This is a genomic window from Serinicoccus chungangensis, assembly GCF_001483745.1.
Lineage (GTDB): Bacteria > Actinomycetota > Actinomycetes > Actinomycetales > Dermatophilaceae > Ornithinicoccus > Ornithinicoccus chungangensis_A.
Genome location: NZ_LQBL01000002.1, coordinates 124,883 through 142,204 on the forward strand (window position 1 = coordinate 124,883; position 17,322 = coordinate 142,204).

General features: G+C 73.7%; 16 protein-coding genes and 1 pseudogene. 6 read left to right on the forward strand and 11 right to left on the reverse strand.

Annotated features, from left to right (window positions below; all coding sequences use genetic code 11):
* Positions 1-34 precede the first annotated feature (34 nt).
* A complete protein-coding gene (locus AVL62_RS00825; RefSeq protein ID WP_058889794.1) occupies positions 35-700 on the forward strand; it encodes a hypothetical protein in 666 nt (221 codons plus the stop codon).
* A 269-nt stretch (positions 701-969) separates the two neighbouring features.
* Positions 970-1,992 (forward strand): annotated as a pseudogene (locus tag AVL62_RS17645) (chloride channel protein).
* Positions 1,993-2,099: 107 nt separating this feature from the next.
* Here AVL62_RS17645 and AVL62_RS00840 read toward each other — a convergent pair.
* The 7 genes from AVL62_RS00840 to AVL62_RS00870 all read right to left on the reverse strand — a co-directional run bounded on the left by AVL62_RS00840 (position 2,100) and on the right by AVL62_RS00870 (position 10,808).
* Positions 2,100-2,495 (reverse strand): cytidine deaminase, encoded by a 396-nt coding sequence (locus AVL62_RS00840; RefSeq protein ID WP_083518567.1) that lies wholly within the window; start codon positions 2,493-2,495, stop codon positions 2,100-2,102.
* Positions 2,496-2,547: 52 nt separating this feature from the next.
* Positions 2,548-3,852: an ABC transporter permease gene (locus AVL62_RS00845; protein WP_058889797.1), complete on the reverse strand. Its 1,305-nt coding sequence runs from the start codon at positions 3,850-3,852 to the stop codon at positions 2,548-2,550.
* The gene (locus tag AVL62_RS00850; protein WP_058889798.1) at positions 3,849-5,153 is read right to left on the reverse strand and encodes an ABC transporter permease; all 1,305 of its coding nucleotides are present in this window, start codon (positions 5,151-5,153) and stop codon (positions 3,849-3,851) included. The genes AVL62_RS00845 and AVL62_RS00850 overlap by 4 nt, the downstream gene beginning before the upstream one ends.
* Positions 5,150-6,739 (reverse strand): ABC transporter ATP-binding protein, encoded by a 1,590-nt coding sequence (locus AVL62_RS00855; protein ID WP_058889799.1) that lies wholly within the window; start codon positions 6,737-6,739, stop codon positions 5,150-5,152. The genes AVL62_RS00850 and AVL62_RS00855 overlap by 4 nt, the downstream gene beginning before the upstream one ends.
* A gap of 168 nt (positions 6,740-6,907) precedes the next feature.
* On the reverse strand, positions 6,908-8,077 hold the full coding sequence (locus tag AVL62_RS00860; RefSeq protein ID WP_058889800.1) for a BMP family lipoprotein: 1,170 nt from the start codon (positions 8,075-8,077) through the stop codon (positions 6,908-6,910).
* A gap of 169 nt (positions 8,078-8,246) precedes the next feature.
* Positions 8,247-9,521: an amidohydrolase gene (locus AVL62_RS00865; RefSeq protein WP_058889801.1), complete on the reverse strand. Its 1,275-nt coding sequence runs from the start codon at positions 9,519-9,521 to the stop codon at positions 8,247-8,249.
* 192 nt (positions 9,522-9,713) lie between these two features.
* Positions 9,714-10,808, reverse strand: a complete 1,095-nt coding sequence (locus AVL62_RS00870) for a quinone-dependent dihydroorotate dehydrogenase (protein ID WP_058889802.1) — start codon at positions 10,806-10,808, stop codon at positions 9,714-9,716.
* Positions 10,809-10,832: 24 nt separating this feature from the next.
* Here AVL62_RS00870 and AVL62_RS00875 point away from each other — a divergent pair, with 24 nt between their 5' ends.
* The 3 genes from AVL62_RS00875 to AVL62_RS00885 all read left to right on the forward strand — a co-directional run bounded on the left by AVL62_RS00875 (position 10,833) and on the right by AVL62_RS00885 (position 13,850).
* On the forward strand, positions 10,833-11,957 hold the full coding sequence (locus AVL62_RS00875) for a mannose-1-phosphate guanylyltransferase (RefSeq protein ID WP_058889803.1): 1,125 nt from the start codon (positions 10,833-10,835) through the stop codon (positions 11,955-11,957).
* A 137-nt stretch (positions 11,958-12,094) separates the two neighbouring features.
* A complete protein-coding gene (locus tag AVL62_RS00880) occupies positions 12,095-13,255 on the forward strand; it encodes a glycosyltransferase family 4 protein (protein ID WP_201023167.1) in 1,161 nt (386 codons plus the stop codon).
* A 43-nt stretch (positions 13,256-13,298) separates the two neighbouring features.
* Positions 13,299-13,850: a 2'-5' RNA ligase family protein gene (locus tag AVL62_RS00885; protein WP_058889804.1), complete on the forward strand. Its 552-nt coding sequence runs from the start codon at positions 13,299-13,301 to the stop codon at positions 13,848-13,850.
* A 24-nt stretch (positions 13,851-13,874) separates the two neighbouring features.
* Here the strand turns inward: AVL62_RS00885 and AVL62_RS16805 are convergent, their stop codons facing one another.
* Complete coding sequence (locus AVL62_RS16805; protein ID WP_058889805.1) at positions 13,875-14,225, reverse strand: LysM peptidoglycan-binding domain-containing protein; 351 nt, start codon at positions 14,223-14,225, stop codon at positions 13,875-13,877.
* Between the two features lie 223 nt (positions 14,226-14,448).
* Here AVL62_RS16805 and AVL62_RS00895 point away from each other — a divergent pair, with 223 nt between their 5' ends.
* The gene (locus AVL62_RS00895; protein WP_058889806.1) at positions 14,449-15,435 is read left to right on the forward strand and encodes a malate dehydrogenase; all 987 of its coding nucleotides are present in this window, start codon (positions 14,449-14,451) and stop codon (positions 15,433-15,435) included.
* A gap of 145 nt (positions 15,436-15,580) precedes the next feature.
* Here AVL62_RS00895 and AVL62_RS00900 read toward each other — a convergent pair whose 3' ends face one another.
* From AVL62_RS00900 to AVL62_RS00910, 3 genes are read right to left on the reverse strand one after another with little or no spacing between them, the layout of a single operon-like run.
* The gene (locus AVL62_RS00900; protein ID WP_058889807.1) at positions 15,581-15,883 is read right to left on the reverse strand and encodes a DUF3017 domain-containing protein; all 303 of its coding nucleotides are present in this window, start codon (positions 15,881-15,883) and stop codon (positions 15,581-15,583) included.
* Positions 15,883-16,734, reverse strand: a complete 852-nt coding sequence (locus AVL62_RS00905; protein ID WP_058889808.1) for a bifunctional methylenetetrahydrofolate dehydrogenase/methenyltetrahydrofolate cyclohydrolase — start codon at positions 16,732-16,734, stop codon at positions 15,883-15,885. Before AVL62_RS00905 ends, AVL62_RS00900 begins: the two co-directional genes overlap by 1 nt.
* Positions 16,735-16,768: 34 nt before the next feature.
* Positions 16,769-17,320, reverse strand: a complete 552-nt coding sequence (locus tag AVL62_RS00910; protein ID WP_058889809.1) for a glycine cleavage system protein R — start codon at positions 17,318-17,320, stop codon at positions 16,769-16,771.
* Positions 17,321-17,322: the final 2 nt, after the last annotated feature.

Genomic DNA, 17,322 nt, shown 5'->3' on the forward strand with positions numbered 1-17,322 from the left:
ACCGACCCTCGGTCGGTGTGACATCCTGGCCCGCGTGCTGATCGCTGACATCATGGCCCTCGTCGCGCCACCGGTCACGGACCTGCTGCGGCGTTCCCGGAGTGTGACGCAGGACCCGCAGCCGATGTTCCCCACCATCGTCGCCGTGCGCAACGACCGCGTCCTGGCGACGGTGTCGACCCTGCGCGTCGAGGCGACCATGTCGGCCGCGACGACGATGGCCGTGGGGCTGGACCCCCAGGCGCTCGTGGTGGCCACCGAGGCGCGGCTGGACGACCGTCCGGCCCTGACCTACGCCGTGATGACCCGCGAGCGCCGCGCCCGCTGGGTCGTCCAGGAGATCCACGAGGACGGCCCGGAGGTGCGCTTCTCGGTGCCCGTCGACGGGGGCGAGCCGCGGGGACAGGCGGCGGGCACGCTGCGGGTGCTGGCCGAGGCCCTGGGCCAGCGTCCGGTGGACGTCTCGACCGTGGCGCGCCAGGACCGCTCGGGCACCTTCGGCGAGGACACCTTCCTGCCGCCGGAGCAGGGGCGCGTGGTCGTCGACGCGGGCACGATGAGCACCCTGCACGAGCGGGTGGCCGAGATCGGTGGCCAGGTGTTGTACCTCGCGCGCAGCCCGGAGGCCGGTCGGCTCGCCCTCGAGGCCGGGCTGCCCCGGGCCTGCCTGCTCGCCCCCGCCCCTCCCGCAGCGTCATGACCACCGCCCGCTACGGGGTGCGCCCGCACTTCTGGCGGGTCATGGGGGGTGCCGCCGTCGTCGGGCTGCTCGCCGGCGCGGCGTGCGTGGTCTACCTCGCGGTCGAGCACGTGGTGACCGGGCTCCTCTGGGGCGAGGAGGGCACCCCCCTCGGCCTGTTCACCGGCTCGCTGGTCGGGGTGCTCGTCGTCCTGGCCGCCGGAGCGCTGGTCGGGTGGGTGCGGCACCGCACGGGGCTGACCGGTCCCGACCCCGACTTCATCACCGAGATGATCGAGGGCGAGGTGCCGCTGCGGAGGGGGGCACGCTACGGCCTGCTGGGCCTCATCAGCCTGGTCGGTGGCGGCTCGGTGGGGCCCGAGGCGCCGCTGGGGACGCTGGGCGGCGGGATCGGAACCGCGGTGGGCCGGCGCTACGAGCGGCGCGAGGAGGCCACCGAGGACCTCACCTTCGCGGGCATCTCCGGGGTGTTCGGGGCCCTGGGCACCTTCCCCTTCGCCGGCCCCATCATGGCCTGGGAGGCCCACCACGACCGGTGGCACGAGGCACCGCACCGGATGCTGCCCGGCATCGTCTGGGCCACCACGGCGCTCGCGGTGCTCTACCACCTGATCGGCACCCCCTTCCTCTCCGTGTACGACCTGGGCGACTCCGACCTGCGCGTGTGGTGGATCGGCCTGGCCGTCGTGCTGGGGGTGGCCGGGGCGGCGCTGGGCGCGGTGTAAGTCCTGGCGATGACGCTCTCGCGACGGTGCAGCACCCGTGTCCCCCACGTGGTGGTCCGGGCCCTCGTCGGCGCCGCGGTCGTCGCCGCCGTGGGGTATGCCCTCCCCCTCACCCTCTTCTCCGGCCGCGCCCAGCTGAGCGGGGTCCTGGAGGGGGGTGTCGCCATCACGGCCGGGCTCCTGGTGCTGGTGCTCCTCGGCAAGGTCCTGACCTTCGTGGTCTCCATGACGTGGGGCTTCTTCGGCGGCCCGATCTTCCCCCTGGTCTTCGTCGGTGCCGTGGCCGGGGTCCTCGTCCACGAGCTGGTCCCCGGCATACCGCTCGTCGTGGCCGTCCCGGCGCTCGCCGCCTCGGTGACGGCCGCCCTGGTGCCGCTGCCCCTCATGGTCATGGTCATCACGACCATGCTGTTCGGCCTGCAGCTCGAGCTCGGCATCATCCCCGCGGTGGCGGTCGTCGTGTCCACCGTGCTGGTGCGCGGCACCGGCCTGTTTGCGTGGCTCTCCCGTCCCGCCCGTCCCACCGGCACCGCCGCGCGGGGAAGCGCGCAGCGACCGGAGAGATAACCCGGGCGGCGGGACAGATCCCCGCACGACGTGGTCGCTGTGGCTCGCGGGACACCTGTGACCCGGCCGTCCACGGCTCGACCCTGCGCCCGCGGCACCCAGACGGCTCAGCGGCGCTCGAGGTCCTCCGGTCCGAACGCCTGCGGCAGCACCTCGTCCATGCGCAGCACGCCCCGCGGGGTCTGCAGCAGGCAGTCGGCGCCGCCGTGCTCCCACAGCAGCTGGCGGCAGCGGCCGCAGGGCATGATCGTCTCGCCCCGGCCGTCGACGCACCACACCGCCACCAGCCGCCCCCCGCCACCGGCGACGAGGTCGGAGACCATCCCGCACTCGGCGCAGAGCGTGACGCCGTAGCCGGCGTTCTCGACGTTGCACCCGGCCACCACCCGGCCGTCATCGACCAGCCCGGCGACCCCCACGGGGTAGCCGGAGTACGGCGCGTAGGCACGCCGGGTCATCGTCACCGCGGCGTCGTGCAGCGGCTGCCAGTCGATCTCGGACACGGGGTCTCCTCGGGGTCGGCGCCGGCGCGGCTGACTCGGTCTGGCCGCGCGCTCAGCTCTTGGTGTAGGGCACGCCCTCGGCGGCCGGCGGACGGACCCGCCCGACGAAGCCGGCGACGGCCAGGATGGTGATGACGTAGGGCAGCATGAGGAGCAGCTCGGAGGGCACGCCGCTGCCGATGCTGGACAGCACGTTGCCGAGGTTCTTGGAGAAGCCGAAGAGCAGCGCGGCCATGACCGCACCCCAGGGGTTCCACTTCCCGAGGATCATGGCGGCCAGCGCGATGTACCCCTGCCCGGCCGACATCTCCCGCCCGAAGGCGAGTCCCGAGCCGACGGTGAAGAAGGCCCCGCCCAGCCCGGCGATGGCCCCGCCGAGGATGGTGTTCCAGACCCGTCGGACGTTGACCTTGATGCCCACCGTGTCCGCCGCCTTCGGGTGCTCGCCCACGGCCCTCGTGCGCAGGCCCCAGCGGCTGCGGAAGAGCATGAACTGCAGGCCGAAGATGAGGGCGTACATGAGGTAGACGAGGATCGTCTGGTTGAACAGCACCGGCCCGACGACGGGGATGTCCGCCAGCAGCGGGATCCGGATGCGGGGCAGGGGCATCCGGCTGTTCCACAGCGCCTTGTTGTCCGACAGCACGGTCGAGAAGAGGAAGCCGGTCAGCCCGATGATGAGGGTGTTGAGCACGACGCCGACGATGATCTGGTTGACCCGGAAGGACACCGAGAACCACGCCAGCCCGGCACCGACGAGGGCGCCGGCGAGCGGAGCCGCCACGAGCCCGAGGTAGGCCGATCCCGCCGCCGAGGCCACGACGGCCCCCATGAAGGCACCGAAGAGCAGCTGGCCCTCGATGGCGATGTTGATGATGCCCGAGCGCTCGCAGATGACGCCGGACATGGCGCCGAAGACGAGCGGCACCGACAGCGCGAGCGCCCCCGCGAGCAGCGAGACCATGGGGATGACGGTGCTGCGGCCGGACCCGACGAAGGTGAGGAAGGCCAGGACGAAGGCGACCCCCACGACGACGTGCGTCCAGGCGGGCAACGGCCTCCGCTCGCGCCAGCGCCAGAAGGAGAAGCCGGTGGCCGCGAGCATGACCACGAGCAGCACCACGAGGAAGGCCAGCGCCGGGACCGGGATGTTCGGGATGCTCACGACGTCGCCGCTGGTGCCGAACTGGAAGGTGGTGCGCGCGTCCGCGGGGGTGTCGAGCACCCAGGCGACGAGGGTGACCAGGGCGGCGAGGGCGTAGACGACCGTCGCCTTGAGGCTCACCTTGGGGCGGGTCCGCTCGGGTCCGGCGCCCTCGGAGGGGGTGGCCTGCCGCGGCTGGGTGGCGGTGCTCATGCCGTCGCCTCCTGGGTGGTGCGGGTGTCGGCCTTGCGCCGTCGCCGGCGGTCGGGGTCGGGCAGCCGGAAGACGGACCGGACCAACGGGGGCGCGGCGATGAACAGCACGATGAGCGACTGCACCACCAGGACGATGTCGATCGGGGTCGAGGTCAGGGACTGCATGAGGAAGCCACCGGCCTTGAGCGCCCCGAAGAGCAGCCCCGCGAAGAACGTGCCCCACGGGCGGGACCGGCCCAGCAGCGCGACGGTGATGGCGTCGAAGCCGAAGGAGGCGGCCACCCCCGCCGTGAGCGAGCGCTCGGTGCCGAGGACCTGCCCGGTCGCGGCCAGCCCGGCGAGCGCACCGGCGACGACCATCGTGATGATGGTGATCCGGCCGACCGACATGCCCGCCGTCCGGGCGGCGGCCGGGTTGGCGCCGACGGCCCGGATCTGGAAGCCGACGGTGGACCGCTCCATGAGCCACCAGACGAAGACCGTGGCCAGGATCGCCACGACGAAGCCCCAGTGGAGCCGGAAGCCGTTGTCCGGCCAGAGCCACTGCGGCACGAGCAGCGGGTAGGTCGCGTCGGGACTGACGGCCGGGCTGCGCTGGCCGGTGCGCCCGGGGTTGAAGCCGGGCTGCTTGAGGATGTAGCTGATGAGGTAGACGGCGATGTAGTTGAGCATGATCGTGACGATCACCTCGTTGGCCCCGAACCTGGCCTTGAGGACGCCGGGGATGCCACCCCAGACGGCGCCGCCGATGGCACCGCCGAGGATCGCGACCAGGAGGTGGATGACCGGGGGCAGGTCGAAGGCGAAACCCAGCCAGGCGGCGCCGATGGCGCCGACGATGATCTGCCCCTGGGCGCCGATGTTGAACAGTCCGGCACGGAAGCCGACGGCGATGCCGAGGCCGGCCAGGATGAGCGGGACGGCGAAGACCATGGACTCGGTGAGCGGGTTGACCATGCCGGCGAAGGTCGCCGCCTGCCAGTCGAAGACCGAGCCGCGGAACATCGCGACGTAGGCCTCGGCCATGGCGCTCAGCCCGGCCGAGATGGTGTCGAGGGGCCGCGCGAAGAAGTAGGTCGCCGCCTCTCGCGTGTCCTCGTCGGCGAAGGCGATGAGCAGACCGCCGATGAAGAGGGCCAGCACGACGGCGAGCACCGACATGAGGGCGCTGCCGCCGAGGATCTGCTGGAGGACACCTGGGCGCTCCTGCTCGCGCACGGTGGGGCCCCCGGTCTCACCGGGGGGAGTCGCCGTGACCGACTGCTCCTCGGCGGCGTCGGGCCTGTTCTGGTCGTTCATGCCTGCTCCTCACCGAGGTCGGCGGCACCGAGCACGGACCGGTGCTGCGCGGCCTGCTGCTGGGCGTCCTCGAGCGGGACGCCGGCCATCATGAGGCCCAGGACGTCGCGGCTGACCGGGGTGCCGTCCTCCCCGACGGCGTCCACGATCCCGACGATGCGGCCGCGGTACATCACCGCGATCCGGTCGGCCAGACCGAGCACCTCGTCCAGCTCGGTCGAGACGATGATGACCGGCGTGCCCCGGTCTCGCTCGGCGACGACCCGCCCGTGCACGAACTCGATGGAGCCGACGTCCAGCCCCCGGGTGGGCTGGGAGGCGACGAGCAGGCGCAGCGGGCGGGACATCTCCCGCGCCAGCACGACCTTCTGCGCGTTGCCGCCGCTGAGGGTGGAGATGGGGTCGTGGACCGAGGTGTGGCGCACGTCGAACTCCTCGGTGCGCTGCTCGGCGTTCGCGGTGACCCTGGCCGGGCTCATGGAGACCCCGCGCGCGAACGGCGGGGTGTCGAAGAGGTCGAGCACGAGGTTCTCGGCGATGGAGAAGCTGGAGACCACGCCGTCGGTCGACCGGTCCTCGGGCACGAAGCCGATGCCCGAGCGCAGCCGTTCCTTGACCCCGGTGCCCAGGATGTCCTTGCCGTCGAGGCGGACCGACCCGGCGTCGGCCTGCTCGATGCCGAGGATGACCTCGGCGAGCTCGGTCTGCCCGTTGCCCTGCACCCCCGCCACGCACAGGATCTCACCGGCCCGGACGTCGAAGGAGATGTCGTCGACGAGGACGGTGCCGGTCGGGGCGACGACGGACAGGCCCTCGACCTCGAAGGTCGCCTCCCCGGGCTGCGCCGGCTCCTTGTCGACGGTGAGGCTGACCGAGCGACCGACCATGAGCGAGGCGAGCTCGGTCTCGGTCGAGGTCGGGCTGGCCTCCCCCACGACCCGGCCGCGCCGGATGACGGTGATCCGGTCGGCGATCGCCCGGACCTCACGCAGCTTGTGGGTGATGAAGACGATCGAGGTCCCGGAGTCCTTGAGCTCGCGCATGATGCGGATGAGCTCGTCGGTCTCCTGCGGGGTGAGCACGGCGGTGGGCTCGTCGAGGATGAGCACCTGCGCGTCCCGCGAGAGAGCCTTGATGATCTCGACCCGCTGCTGCACCCCGACCGGCAGGTCCTCGATCCGGGCGTCGGGGTCCACCTGGAAGCCGAAGCGGTCGGAGATCTCGCGCACCCGCCGGCGCGCCTCCTCCAGCCGGAGCACCCCACCGGTGCCGGTCGGCTCGTAGCCCAGGGCCACCGACTCGGCGACCGTGAAGACCGGCACCAGCATGAAGTGCTGGTGCACCATGCCGATGCCCGCGGACACGGCGTCGCCGGGCCCCTTGAAGGTCGCGGGCGTGCCGTCGAGCAGGATCTGCCCGTCGTCGGGGTCGTAGAGGCCGTACAGGACGTTCATCAGGGTCGACTTGCCGGCACCGTTCTCGCCCAGCAGGGCGTGGATCTCCCCGGGCTCGACGACGAGGTCGATGTGGTCGTTGGCGACCAGCGAGCCGAAGACCTTGGTGATGCCCTGCAGCTCGAGCTTCATCGCAGAACCTGCTTCATACAAACCTCACGGGTGGTGCGGTCCGGGTGCCGGCGATCGGGGGCGCCCGGGGGGTGCGGAGGGACAGCGTAGCGGCCCGGCCCGAGGTGGGCCGGGCCGCTACCGGAGGGGGTCTGCGCGTCGGGGGGACCGGTCGGGCAGACCCTCACCTCACTGCTGCGGGCTGTTGTCCGACTCGACGGTGATGTCGCCGGAGACGATCATCTCCTCGAGCATGGTGACCGCCTCGGCCAGCGAGACCTCTTCGCCGTCGGGGCCGGTGACCATCATGGCCTCGACGTCGCCGGCGTAGTCGTGGTACTCGGCCAGGCCGACACCGTCGTTCTCCAGCGTGCCGACGTAGGGCTCGTTGGTGAATCCGCCCTCGACCGTCTCGGTGATGGTCTGCTCGACCGCGGCACCGATCTCCTTCATGACCGAGGTGAGCATGAGGTCGGAGTACTCGGAGGCGGTGAGGTAACCGTCGGAGTCGACCCAGACGATCTTGACACCGTCGGACTCGGAGGCGGCCGCGGCCGCGCCCAGGCCGACCGGACCGGCGACCGGCATGACGATGTCGGCGCCCTGGGAGATGAACTGCTCGGTCAGGGTCTGGCCCTGGCTCTGGTTCTCGAAGTCGCCGGAGAAGGCGCCCTCCTGGGCCTCCTTGTCCCACCCGAGCAGGTTGACGTCGGTGCCGTTGTCCTCGTTGAACTTGTCGACGCCGTCGGCGAAGCCGTCCATGAAGACCGAGACCGAGGGGATCTGCAGCCCACCGAAGGTGGCGACGGTGCCGGACTCGGTCATACCCGCCGCGAGGTAGCCGGCGAGGTAGCTGGCCTCCGCGGTGTTGAAGAGGATCGGCTTGGCGTTGTCCAGCTCGACCGGGTTGAAGTCGGCGTCGCTGAAGGCCGAGTCGATGAGGGCGAAGTTGGTGTCGGGGTTCTCCTCGGCGGCCGCCTGGATGGCGTCCTCGAGCAGGAAGCCGACCCCGATGGTGATGTTGCAGCCCTGGGAGACGAGATTGGAGACGTTGGTGGCGTAGTCGGTGTCCGCCTGGGACTCGACCTCGACCGGCTCGATGCCCAGCTCCTCAGCGGCGGCGTCGAGGCCCTCCTTGCCGGACTGGTTGAAGGACTGGTCGTCGAACCCGCCGGAGTCGGAGACCATGCAGGCCTTGAAGTCACCGGCGTCGCCGCCGGCGGCCTCGCCGTCCTCACTGCTCTCGGCGTTCTCGCCGCCACCGGCAGTGGTCTCTTCTTCGGAGGGGGCCTCACCGCACGCGGCAAGGACGAGGGTGGCCGCCGCACCGGCGGTGGCGAGCTTCAGGACCCGACGCACGGGATACTCCTTTGTCCTGGGGGTATGACGCGACGATGGTAACCCTGGTGACTCGCCGGTAGGTGCCTCGCCTCACGGGCGCGCGGCAAGACGTGACGAACTCGTGACCTGCGACGTCACACCTGTCACACGCGTCCCGCACCCGGGCCACCCGACCCGGGTGGAGGGGTCAGGGGTGCGTCTCCCCCAGCGCGGTGAAGACCGCGCCGGCGAGCAGCTTGGCGCCCACGAGCACCGAGCGCTCGTCGACCACGAGGTCACCCTGGTGCAGCTCGTAGGTCGGGCCGCCCGGTGCCCGCGTCCCGAGCCGGGCCATCGCCCCGGGCACCTGCTGGAGGTACCACCCAAGGTCCTCCCCGCCCATGGACTGCTTGGTGGCCTGCACCGACCCCGCCCCCAGCAGCATCATGCCGGCCTTGGAGAGCGCGACCACCGAGGCGTTCTCGTTGTCGACCGGGGGCACGCCCTTGGTGTACTCGACGGTGGCGGTCACGCCGTAGGGCGCCACCACCGCCTGGACGGTCTCGGTGAAGATGGGCTCGACGACGTCCCACAGCTCGGCGTCGAGCATGCGCAGCGTGCCGAGGGCCTCGCCGCGCGCCGGGATGACGTTGGCCGCGGCGCCCGCCCGCACCACGCCCCAGACGAGGATCGCGGCCGCCCGGGGGTCCAGCCGCCGGGTCAGCGCCGCGGGCACCTCGGTGACGACCTTGGCCAGGGCGTAGGTGATGTCCTGGGTGAGGTGGGGGCGGGAGGTGTGCCCGCCGCGGCCGGTGATGACGACGCGGACCTCGTCGGAGGCCGCGGTGATCGGCCCGACCCGCAGCCCGATGCGCCCGACGTCGACGGAGGGGTCGCAGTGGACCGCCAGCATCCGGTCGACACCCTCGAGCCCGCCCTGGTCCATGACCTTGAGCGCACCCCCGGGGTGGGTCTCCTCCGCCGGCTGGAAGACGAGCCGGACCGCCGCCTGCCGTGCCACCAGCTCCTCGGACAGCTCGTGCAGGGCCAGCCCCGCCCCGACCAGCCCGACCGTGTGCACGTCGTGACCGCAGGCGTGGCACACGCCGGCGGTGGTGGAGGCGAAGGGCAGGCCGGTCACCTCGTCGATGGGCAGGGCGTCGAGGTCCGCGCGCAGGGCGATGCGGGTGCGGGGCTCGGGGTGCCCGATGTCGACCAGCGCACCGGTGCCCGGCAGGGTGCGCACCTGCGCACCGGCCTGGGACAGCACGCCCGCGACGAGCTCGGTGGTCCGGTGCTCGGTCCAGCACACCTCCGGGTGCTGGTGCACCTGGCGCCGCCAGGCCAGTAACTCCTCGGCCCGACCCTCGACCACGGCCTCGATCCGTCGCATCACCTCGGCCAGGGGGCGGGGGCCGCCGCGCTCCCCCGGACCGGGGTCGGGGGTTGCGGTCTCGCGCTGGGTGCGGGCGTCGGTGGTCAACGGCTCTCTCCGGACGGGGCTGGGGGGTCACCCCGAGCATACGCGCGGCTCCCCCACCGCCCCCTCACCCCCACCGAGCGCCGTGAGTGGTTGCCCTCACCCCCACCGAGCGCCGCGAATGGTTCCCCTCACCCCCACCGAGCGCCGCGAATGGTTCCCCTCACCCCCACCGAGCGCCGCGAGTGGTTCCCCTCACCGGGCGCCGTCCGGGGCCGTCGCGGCGACGGCGTCGGCGAGGAGGCCGGGGCCGGCATACACGAGACCGGTGTAGAGCTGGACGAGGTCGGCACCGGCGTCGACCAGCGCTGCGGCGTCCGCGCCGGTCAGCACCCCGCCCACCCCGATGACCGGCAGGTCGGTCCACCGGCGCACCCGGCCGACGACCTCCCTCGCCCGCAGCGTGAGGGGCGCCCCGGACAGCCCGCCGCTCTCGGCCGCCGCGCGGGCCGCGTCGACCTGCGCCACCCCCTCCCGGGAGAGGGTCGTGTTGGTGGCGATGACCCCCCGCGCACCGGAGTCCACGGCCACGCCGACCGCCTGCTCCAGCGCCGGCTCGGTGAGGTCGGGCGCCACCTTGACGAGCACCGGCACGTCGGCCGCCCGCACCACCGCGGTCAGCAGCTCGGCCAGCGGGCCCGCGTCCTGCAGCGAGCGCAGGCCCGGGGTGTTGGGCGAGGACACGTTGACCGCCAGGTAGTCGGCGAGGCCGGTGAGGGCCCGCACCGAGGCGAGGTAGTCCTCCACCGCCTCCTCCACCGGCGTGACCTTGCTCTTGCCGATGCTCACCCCGACGGGCAGCCGCACCGACCCGGCCCGCCGCGCGGCGCGGAGCCGGGCGGCGAGCGCCTCGACGCCCTCGTTGTTGAACCCCATCCGGTTGATGACGGCACGGCTGGCCGGCAGCCGCACCAGGCGCGGACGGGGGTTGCCCGGCTGCGGCCGGGCGGTGACCGTGCCCAGCTCGACGTGCCCGAAGCCGAGGGCCCCCCAGCCCGCCACGGCACGACCGTCCTTGTCCATCCCGGCGGCCAGACCGACCCGGTGGGCGAAGCGCAGCCCGAGCACCTCCACCGGCGGACCCGCAGGGACCGCGGCGCCCCCGGCGCAGAGCAACCCCCGGGTGAGCGCGCTGCGGCCCAGCACGTCCACGCCGCGGACGGTGAGGTGGTGGGCCTGCTCGGCCTCCAGCCGCCAGGCGACCGGCCGGACCACCCCGCGGTAGCCGAGGCGCTGGGCCGCACCGAGGACCCGGCGCGGGGCGGCGGCGGACGGCAGGGACGCTGGCATGTGAGCAACCCTAGACTGGCAGGGGTGAGCACCTCTCGCCGCGCCGCCGGCAGCCTGGACGACGCCGTCGCCGACCTCACGGCCGTCGTCCCGGCCGGGGGCTCGGGCACCCGGCTGTGGCCCCTGTCGCGCAGCGCGGCCCCCAAGTTCCTCCAGGACCTCACCGGCTCGGGCCGCTCGATGCTGCAGGGGACGGTCGACCGGGTCGGTCGGCTGGTCGGCGGGCGGGTGCTCGTCGTCACCGGCCGGGCCCACGCCGCGGCCGTGCGGCGGCAGCTGGGTGGGCTGCCGGAGGACCGTCTGCTGCTCGAGCCCTCGCCGCGGGACTCCATGCCGGCGATCGGGTGGGCCGCGGCGGTGCTCGAGCGCAGCGACCCGGACGCGGTGCTCGGCTCGTTCGCGGCGGACCACGTCATCGAGGACGAGGACGCCTTCGCGGACTGCGTGCGCCAGGCGGTGGTCGCCGCCCGGCGCGGGTCCCTGGTCACGCTGGGCGTCCAGCCCCGCTACCCCGCCACCGGGTTCGGCTACGTCGAGGTGGGAGAGCGACGCCCCTCCCCAGGGGCCCCGGACGCCCACCGGGTCGTGTCGTTCGTGGAGAAGCCCGACCGCAGCGTCGCCGAGCGCTACCTCGAGGGCGGGCGGCACCTGTGGAACGCCGGCATCTTCGTCGTGCGGGCCGGTGTCCTCCTGGACCTGCTGGCCGACCAGCACCCGGAGATGGTGCACCTCCTGCGGCTGCTCGCCCGGGACCCGGGACGGCTCGACGAGGTATGGGGCTCGCTGCCGGCGGTGGCCATCGACCGGGCGGTGGCCGAGCCGGCGGCCCGCGCGGGCGTGGTGGAGGTGGTCCCCGCCGACCTGGGCTGGGACGACCTCGGCGACTTCGCCTCCCTCGCCACGCTGCTCCAGGAGCATCCTCGTCACGCCGGCGTGCGGGTGCTGGGCAGCCCCGGGGACGTCCTGGCGCAGGACTCCACCGGGCTGGTCGCCGCCCGCGGGGGACGGACCGTGGTGACCCTGGGGGTCGAGGGGGTCGTCGTCGTCGACACCCCCGACGCCTTGCTCGTCACCAGCCGCGAGCGCTGCCAGGACGTCCGCTCGGTGGTGGCCGCCCTGGAGCAGCTCGGGCGGGAGGACCTCACGTGACGACACGACCGGGCACCGTGCGCTCCCCCCGGCGCGCGCTGCGCGACGGCATCGGGCACCATCTGGTCACCCGCCGGCCACCCGACACACCCCCAGGGTCCGCCGACGCCATACCCGACGCGCCGAGGATGGACCACGTGCGCGTCGCCATCGTCACCGAGTCCTTCCTCCCCGCCCTCAACGGCGTCACCACGAGCGTCTGCAAGGTGCTGGAGTGCCTGCGCGAGCAGGGGCACGAGGCCCTCGTCATCGCCCCCGGCACCAGCCCGTGGAGCCCGGTCATGACCCCGGAGCACTACGCCGGCTTCCCGGTCCACACCGTCACCAGCCTGCCCGTGCGCAAGTTCCGGGTCGGGCTGCCCTCCTACGAGCTCGAGACCGTCCTGCACCGCTTCCGGCCCGACGTGGTCCACGTCGCCTCGCCCTTCGTGCTCGGGGTGCGCGGCCTCGTCGCCGCCCGGGCGCTGGGGATCCCGTCGGTGGCGATCTACCAGACCGACATGCCGTCCTACATCCGCCAGCACGCCGGCCCCGCCGGCGACCTGACCGCCCGGGCCACCTGGCGCTGGATCCGGCGCATCCACGAGCAGGCCGACCTCACCCTCGCCCCCTCCACCTCGGCCCTCGCCGACCTGGCCGCCCACCACGTGCCCCGGGTCGCGCTCTGGGGCCGGGGCGTCGACAGCGACCTGTTCCACCCCGACCGCCGTCGCGACCCCGCCGCCGGCGCGCTGCACGCCACGCTGGCACCGCGCGGCGAGACCGTCCTGGGGTATGTCGGCCGGCTCGCCCCGGAGAAGGAGCTGCACCGGCTGACCGAGCTCGCCTCGCTGCCGGGCACCCGGCTCGTCCTCGTGGGCGAGGGGCCCAGCCGGGAGATCCTGCAGGCCCAGCTGCCCGAGGCGGTCTTCCTGGGCCGTCGGGAGGGGGCCGAGCTGGCCCGCGCCTACGCCGCCTTCGACGTCTTCGTGCACACCGGCACCCGCGAGACCTTCGGCCAGACGCTGCAGGAGGCCTCGGCCGCCGGGCTGCCGGTCGTCGCGCCGGCGCGGGGCGGCCCCGTCGACCTCATCGAGCCCGGGGAGACCGGTGCGCTGTTCGACCCCGACGTGCGGGGCGCGCTGCGGGAGGCGGTCCTGCCGCTGGTCGGCGCCGGCACCGAGGAGCAGGAGCGGCGCCGGCGGCTGGGCGCGGCCGGGCGTCGGCGGGTGGAAGAGCGGTCGTGGCCGGCGCTGGTGGACCAGCTGGTCGGGCACTACTCGCGGGTGGTGCACAAGGCCGCCTTCTCGGTGGCCTGAACGCCTCCCGAGGGAGACCGACGGCGCCGAGTAGGGTGGGCCGATGACCAGCGGCTCCTCGTCCGACCCCGTGGTCGACCCGGCCGTGGTCGGCGTGGCCATCCCCGTCCCGGAGCCGTGGGGGGCCCACCTGCAGCGCCTGCGGATCGGCTACGGCGAGGAGCGCGCGGCCCGCATCCCCACCCACATCACGCTGCTGCCGCCGACCGAGGTCACCCCGGGCGTGGCCGACGAGCTCGACGCCCACCTGAGCCGGGTGGCCGCCTCGCACGCGCCCTTCGAGGTCCTGCTGCGCGGCACCGGGACGTTCCGCCCGGTGTCCGACGTCGTCTTCGTCCAGGTGGCCAAGGGGGTCGCGTCGTGCGAGCGCATCGAGCAGGAGGTGCGGTCGGGCCCGGTGCGGCGACGGGTCGACTTCCCCTACCACCCGCACGTCACCCTGGCGCACGACCTCCCCGCCCCCGCCATGGACCGCGCGTTCAGCGACCTCGCGGCGTTCAGCTGCACCTTCACCGCCGACGTCGTCCGGCTCTACGCCCACGACGGGGACGGTATGTGGCGCACCTGTGCCGACCACCCGCTGACCGGGGGGTGAGCACGCCGGTCGGCGTCCGCCCGGTCAGCCCTGGTCGCGGGGCAGGCGGAAGACCTGGCCCGCGAAGACGAGCTCGGGGTCCGGGATGCCGTTGAGGCGGACGATGCCGTCCTCGTCTACGCCGTGCCGGGCGGCGAGGTCGGCCAGGGTGTCGCCGGGCTGCACCGTGGCCGTGGGGTGACGTCCGGCAGGGTCTGCCGGCACCTGCGGCAGGCCCGCGGGTGCACCGCCGCCGGGGGTGGCTGGGGTCGCGGCCTGCCCGGGGCCGGCCGCGGGGTCCGGACGCGCGGGCCCGGCCGCACGGCCCGCGGCGGTGCCGGAGGCGCCGGGGCGCCGACCGCGCCACGCCCCCCTGATCCGGTCGATGAGTCCCATGGTCCACTCCGTTCCTGCGGCCGGGCGGGGTGGGCGCCCCGCACGCGACGACCGTCGTGCCCGCGCACCGTAGCCCACGACCGCTGCGCCCGGCCACTCGGACGTGGTGGCCCGCGGGCAGGGTGCTAGCGTCGCTCGCATCAGCCGTCCGGCGGCATGGCGCTGCCCGACACCGTGCGTGCACGGCGCCAGTCCATCTGCACCCGAAGGAAGGTCCCCGCTCGTGAACACTCCCGTCAAGGTCGCCGTCACCGGAGCTGCCGGTCAGATCGGCTACAGCCTGCTCTTCCGCATCGCCTCCGGCGAGCTGCTGGGCCCGGACACCCCCGTCGAGCTGCGGCTGCTCGAGATCACCCCGGCGCTGGGCGCCCTGGAGGGCGTCGTCATGGAGCTCGACGACTGCGCCTTCCCCCTGCTCGCCGGCGTCGAGACCGGTGACGACGCCGACGTCGTCTTCGACGGCGTCAACGTGGCGCTGCTGGTCGGCGCGCGCCCGCGCACCAAGGGGATGGAGCGCGGCGACCTGCTCGAGGCCAACGGCGCCATCTTCACCGCCCAGGGCAAGGCCCTCAACAGCCACGCCGCCGACGACGTGCGGATCACGGTCACCGGCAACCCGGCCAACACCAACGCCCTCATCGCCATGAGCAACGCCCCCGACATCCCGACCGAGCGCTTCTCGGCCCTCACCCGGCTGGACCACAACCGCGCGATCGCCCAGCTCGCGGCCAAGGTCGGCGCCCCCGTGACCGACGTCTCGCACATGACCATCTGGGGCAACCACAGCGCGACGCAGTACCCCGACCTGTTCCACGCCCAGGTCGGCGGCCGCAACGCCGCCGAGGCGGTGGGCGACCAGCAGTGGATCGAGGACACCTTCATCCCGACCGTCGCCAAGCGCGGCGCCGCGATCATCGAGGCGCGCGGCTCCTCCTCCGCGGCGTCCGCGGCCTCCGCGACCATCGACCACGCCCGGGACTGGCTGCGCGGCTCGCCGGAGGGCGACTGGGTGTCGATGGCGGTGCGCTCGGACGGGTCGTACGGCGTCGAGGAGGGTCTCATCTCCTCCTTCCCCGTGACGACCCGCGACGGGTCCTACGAGATCGTCCAGGGCCTGGACATCGACGACTTCTCCCGCGGCCGCATCGACGCCACGGTGGCCGAGCTGTCCGAGGAGAAGGCCGCGGTCACCCAGCTGGGCCTCGTCTGACCCCCTCGCACGGACCAGCACCGCCCCTCCTCGCCCGCCGAGGAGGGGCGGTGGTCGTCTCGGGCGGGTGACAGAACGCCTGGGGAGGGGGGCAGGACGCCGGCGCCGCCTGCGGCCGGCCCTGGTCTGCCCTGGTCAGACCTGGTCAGCCCAGGCGCAGGGTGGCCGCGACGGCCACCGTCGCCGTCCCCAGGAGGAGGAGCGTCGCGACGTCGGTGAGCCGGCTGCGCACCTCCAGCCCCCCCGCCCGGCCGGGCGGCAGGAACGCCCGCAGCAGGGCGAGCACACCCAGGGTGGCCCCGAGGGCGTAGCCGTAGGCGCGCAGGTTCGAGGAGGTCAGCAGCACACCGGAGACCACCAGGCCGAGCACCCCGACCCACCAGGCACCCAGCGGCTGCGTCGCGGCGCCGGACTCCCGCCGGTGCTCCTCCCCCGGCCCGCTGCCCATCACGCCGCGTCGAGGGTGCGTTCCGCGGCCTCCACGACATTGCTCAGCAGCATGGCCCGCGTCATGGGGCCCACCCCGCCGGGGTTCGGGGTCAGCCAGCCGGCCACCTCCGCGACGTCCGGGTGGACGTCGCCGGCGATCCTGCCCTCCCGACGGGCGACGCCCACGTCCATGACAGCCGCACCGGGCTTGACCATGTCGGGGGTGATCATGTCCGGCACGCCGGCCGCCGAGATGACGATGTCGGCCCGCCGCGTGTGGGCGGCGAGGTCCCGCGTGCCGGTATGACACAGGGTCACCGTCGCGTTCTCGCTGCGCCGCGTGAGGATGAGACCCAGGGGCCGGCCGACGGTGAGACCGCGGCCCACCACGACGACCTCGGCGCCGGCGATCGGCACGTCGTAGCGACGGAGCAGCTCCACGCACCCCACGGGGGTGCAGGGCAGCGGCGCCGGCTCGCCCAGCACGAGCGCCCCGAGGTTCTGCGGGTGCAGCCCGTCGACGTCCTTGGCCGGGTCGACCCGGGAGAGGATGGCGAACTCGTCCAGGCCCGTGGGCTGCTGGACGAGGAAGGCCGTCACCGCGGGGTCGGCGTTGAGCTCGTCGACGGTGGCGAGGACGTCGGCGAGACCCGAGCCGGCCGGCAGCTCGCGCCGCACCGAGGTGACGCCGATGGCCGCGCAGTCCTTGTGCTTGGCCCCGACGTACCAGCGGCTGGCCGGGTCCTCGCCCACGAGGACGGTGGCCAGGCCGGGGACCACCCCCCGCCGGGCCAGGGCCTCGACCCGGGTGCGCAGCTCGTCCTGGATCGTCGCGTGCACGGCCTTGCCGTCGAGGATCGTCGCGGTCATGGCCTCGAGTCTAGGGACGTGCGGGCGGCGGGGCTCACTCCCACTCCGGCTGGTCGTCGGCGTCGAAGCTCATGTCGACGAGGAGCTCGGCGGCCAGCTCCTCCAGGGACTGCCGCAGGGTCGACAGGTCCGTCCCGGCAGGGGCGCGCAGGCGCACCCTGGCGGCGAAGAGGTCCCCGCCGGCCTGGGGTGCCGGCACGACCTTGGTCTGGAGGTCCTCCACGGACACCTGGTGCCCGGCCAGGATGCCGGTGATCTCCTTGACGATGCCGGGACGGTCGTTGCCGACCAGGTCCAGGTGCAGCAGGTCCCCCTCGGGGCCGGACGGGGCGGAGGCGGCCGGCTCGTCCTCGCCCACGAGGTGCACGGTCGTCTCGAGCACGCCCCCGAGGGACCCCAGGGCCTCGGCGAGGGCCTGCGACCGGCTGTCCGGGACGTCCACGGTGACGATGCCGGCGAACTTGCCGGCGAGCTCGGCCAGCTGGCTGCGCTCCCAGCTGCCGCCGTGCGCGGCCACCACGTCGGCCAGCACGTTGACCAGGCCCGGGCGGTCGTCGCCGATGACGGTGATCACGAGAGTCGCCATGG

Coding starts and splice junctions, on each gene's coding strand:
- AVL62_RS00885 (WP_058889804.1), top strand. CDS start 13,299: ATGACCAGCGGCTCCTCGTCCGACCCCGTGGTCGACCCGGCCGTGGTC.
- AVL62_RS00900 (WP_058889807.1), bottom strand. CDS start 15,883: ATGGGCAGCGGGCCGGGGGAGGAGCACCGGCGGGAGTCCGGCGCCGCG.
- AVL62_RS00850 (WP_058889798.1), bottom strand. CDS start 5,153: ATGAACGACCAGAACAGGCCCGACGCCGCCGAGGAGCAGTCGGTCACG.
- AVL62_RS00845 (WP_058889797.1), bottom strand. CDS start 3,852: ATGAGCACCGCCACCCAGCCGCGGCAGGCCACCCCCTCCGAGGGCGCC.
- AVL62_RS00910 (WP_058889809.1), bottom strand. CDS start 17,320: ATGGCGACTCTCGTGATCACCGTCATCGGCGACGACCGCCCGGGCCTG.
- AVL62_RS16805 (WP_058889805.1), bottom strand. CDS start 14,225: ATGGGACTCATCGACCGGATCAGGGGGGCGTGGCGCGGTCGGCGCCCC.
- AVL62_RS00855 (WP_058889799.1), bottom strand. CDS start 6,739: ATGAAGCTCGAGCTGCAGGGCATCACCAAGGTCTTCGGCTCGCTGGTC.
- AVL62_RS00905 (WP_058889808.1), bottom strand. CDS start 16,734: ATGACCGCGACGATCCTCGACGGCAAGGCCGTGCACGCGACGATCCAG.
- AVL62_RS00870 (WP_058889802.1), bottom strand. CDS start 10,808: ATGCCAGCGTCCCTGCCGTCCGCCGCCGCCCCGCGCCGGGTCCTCGGT.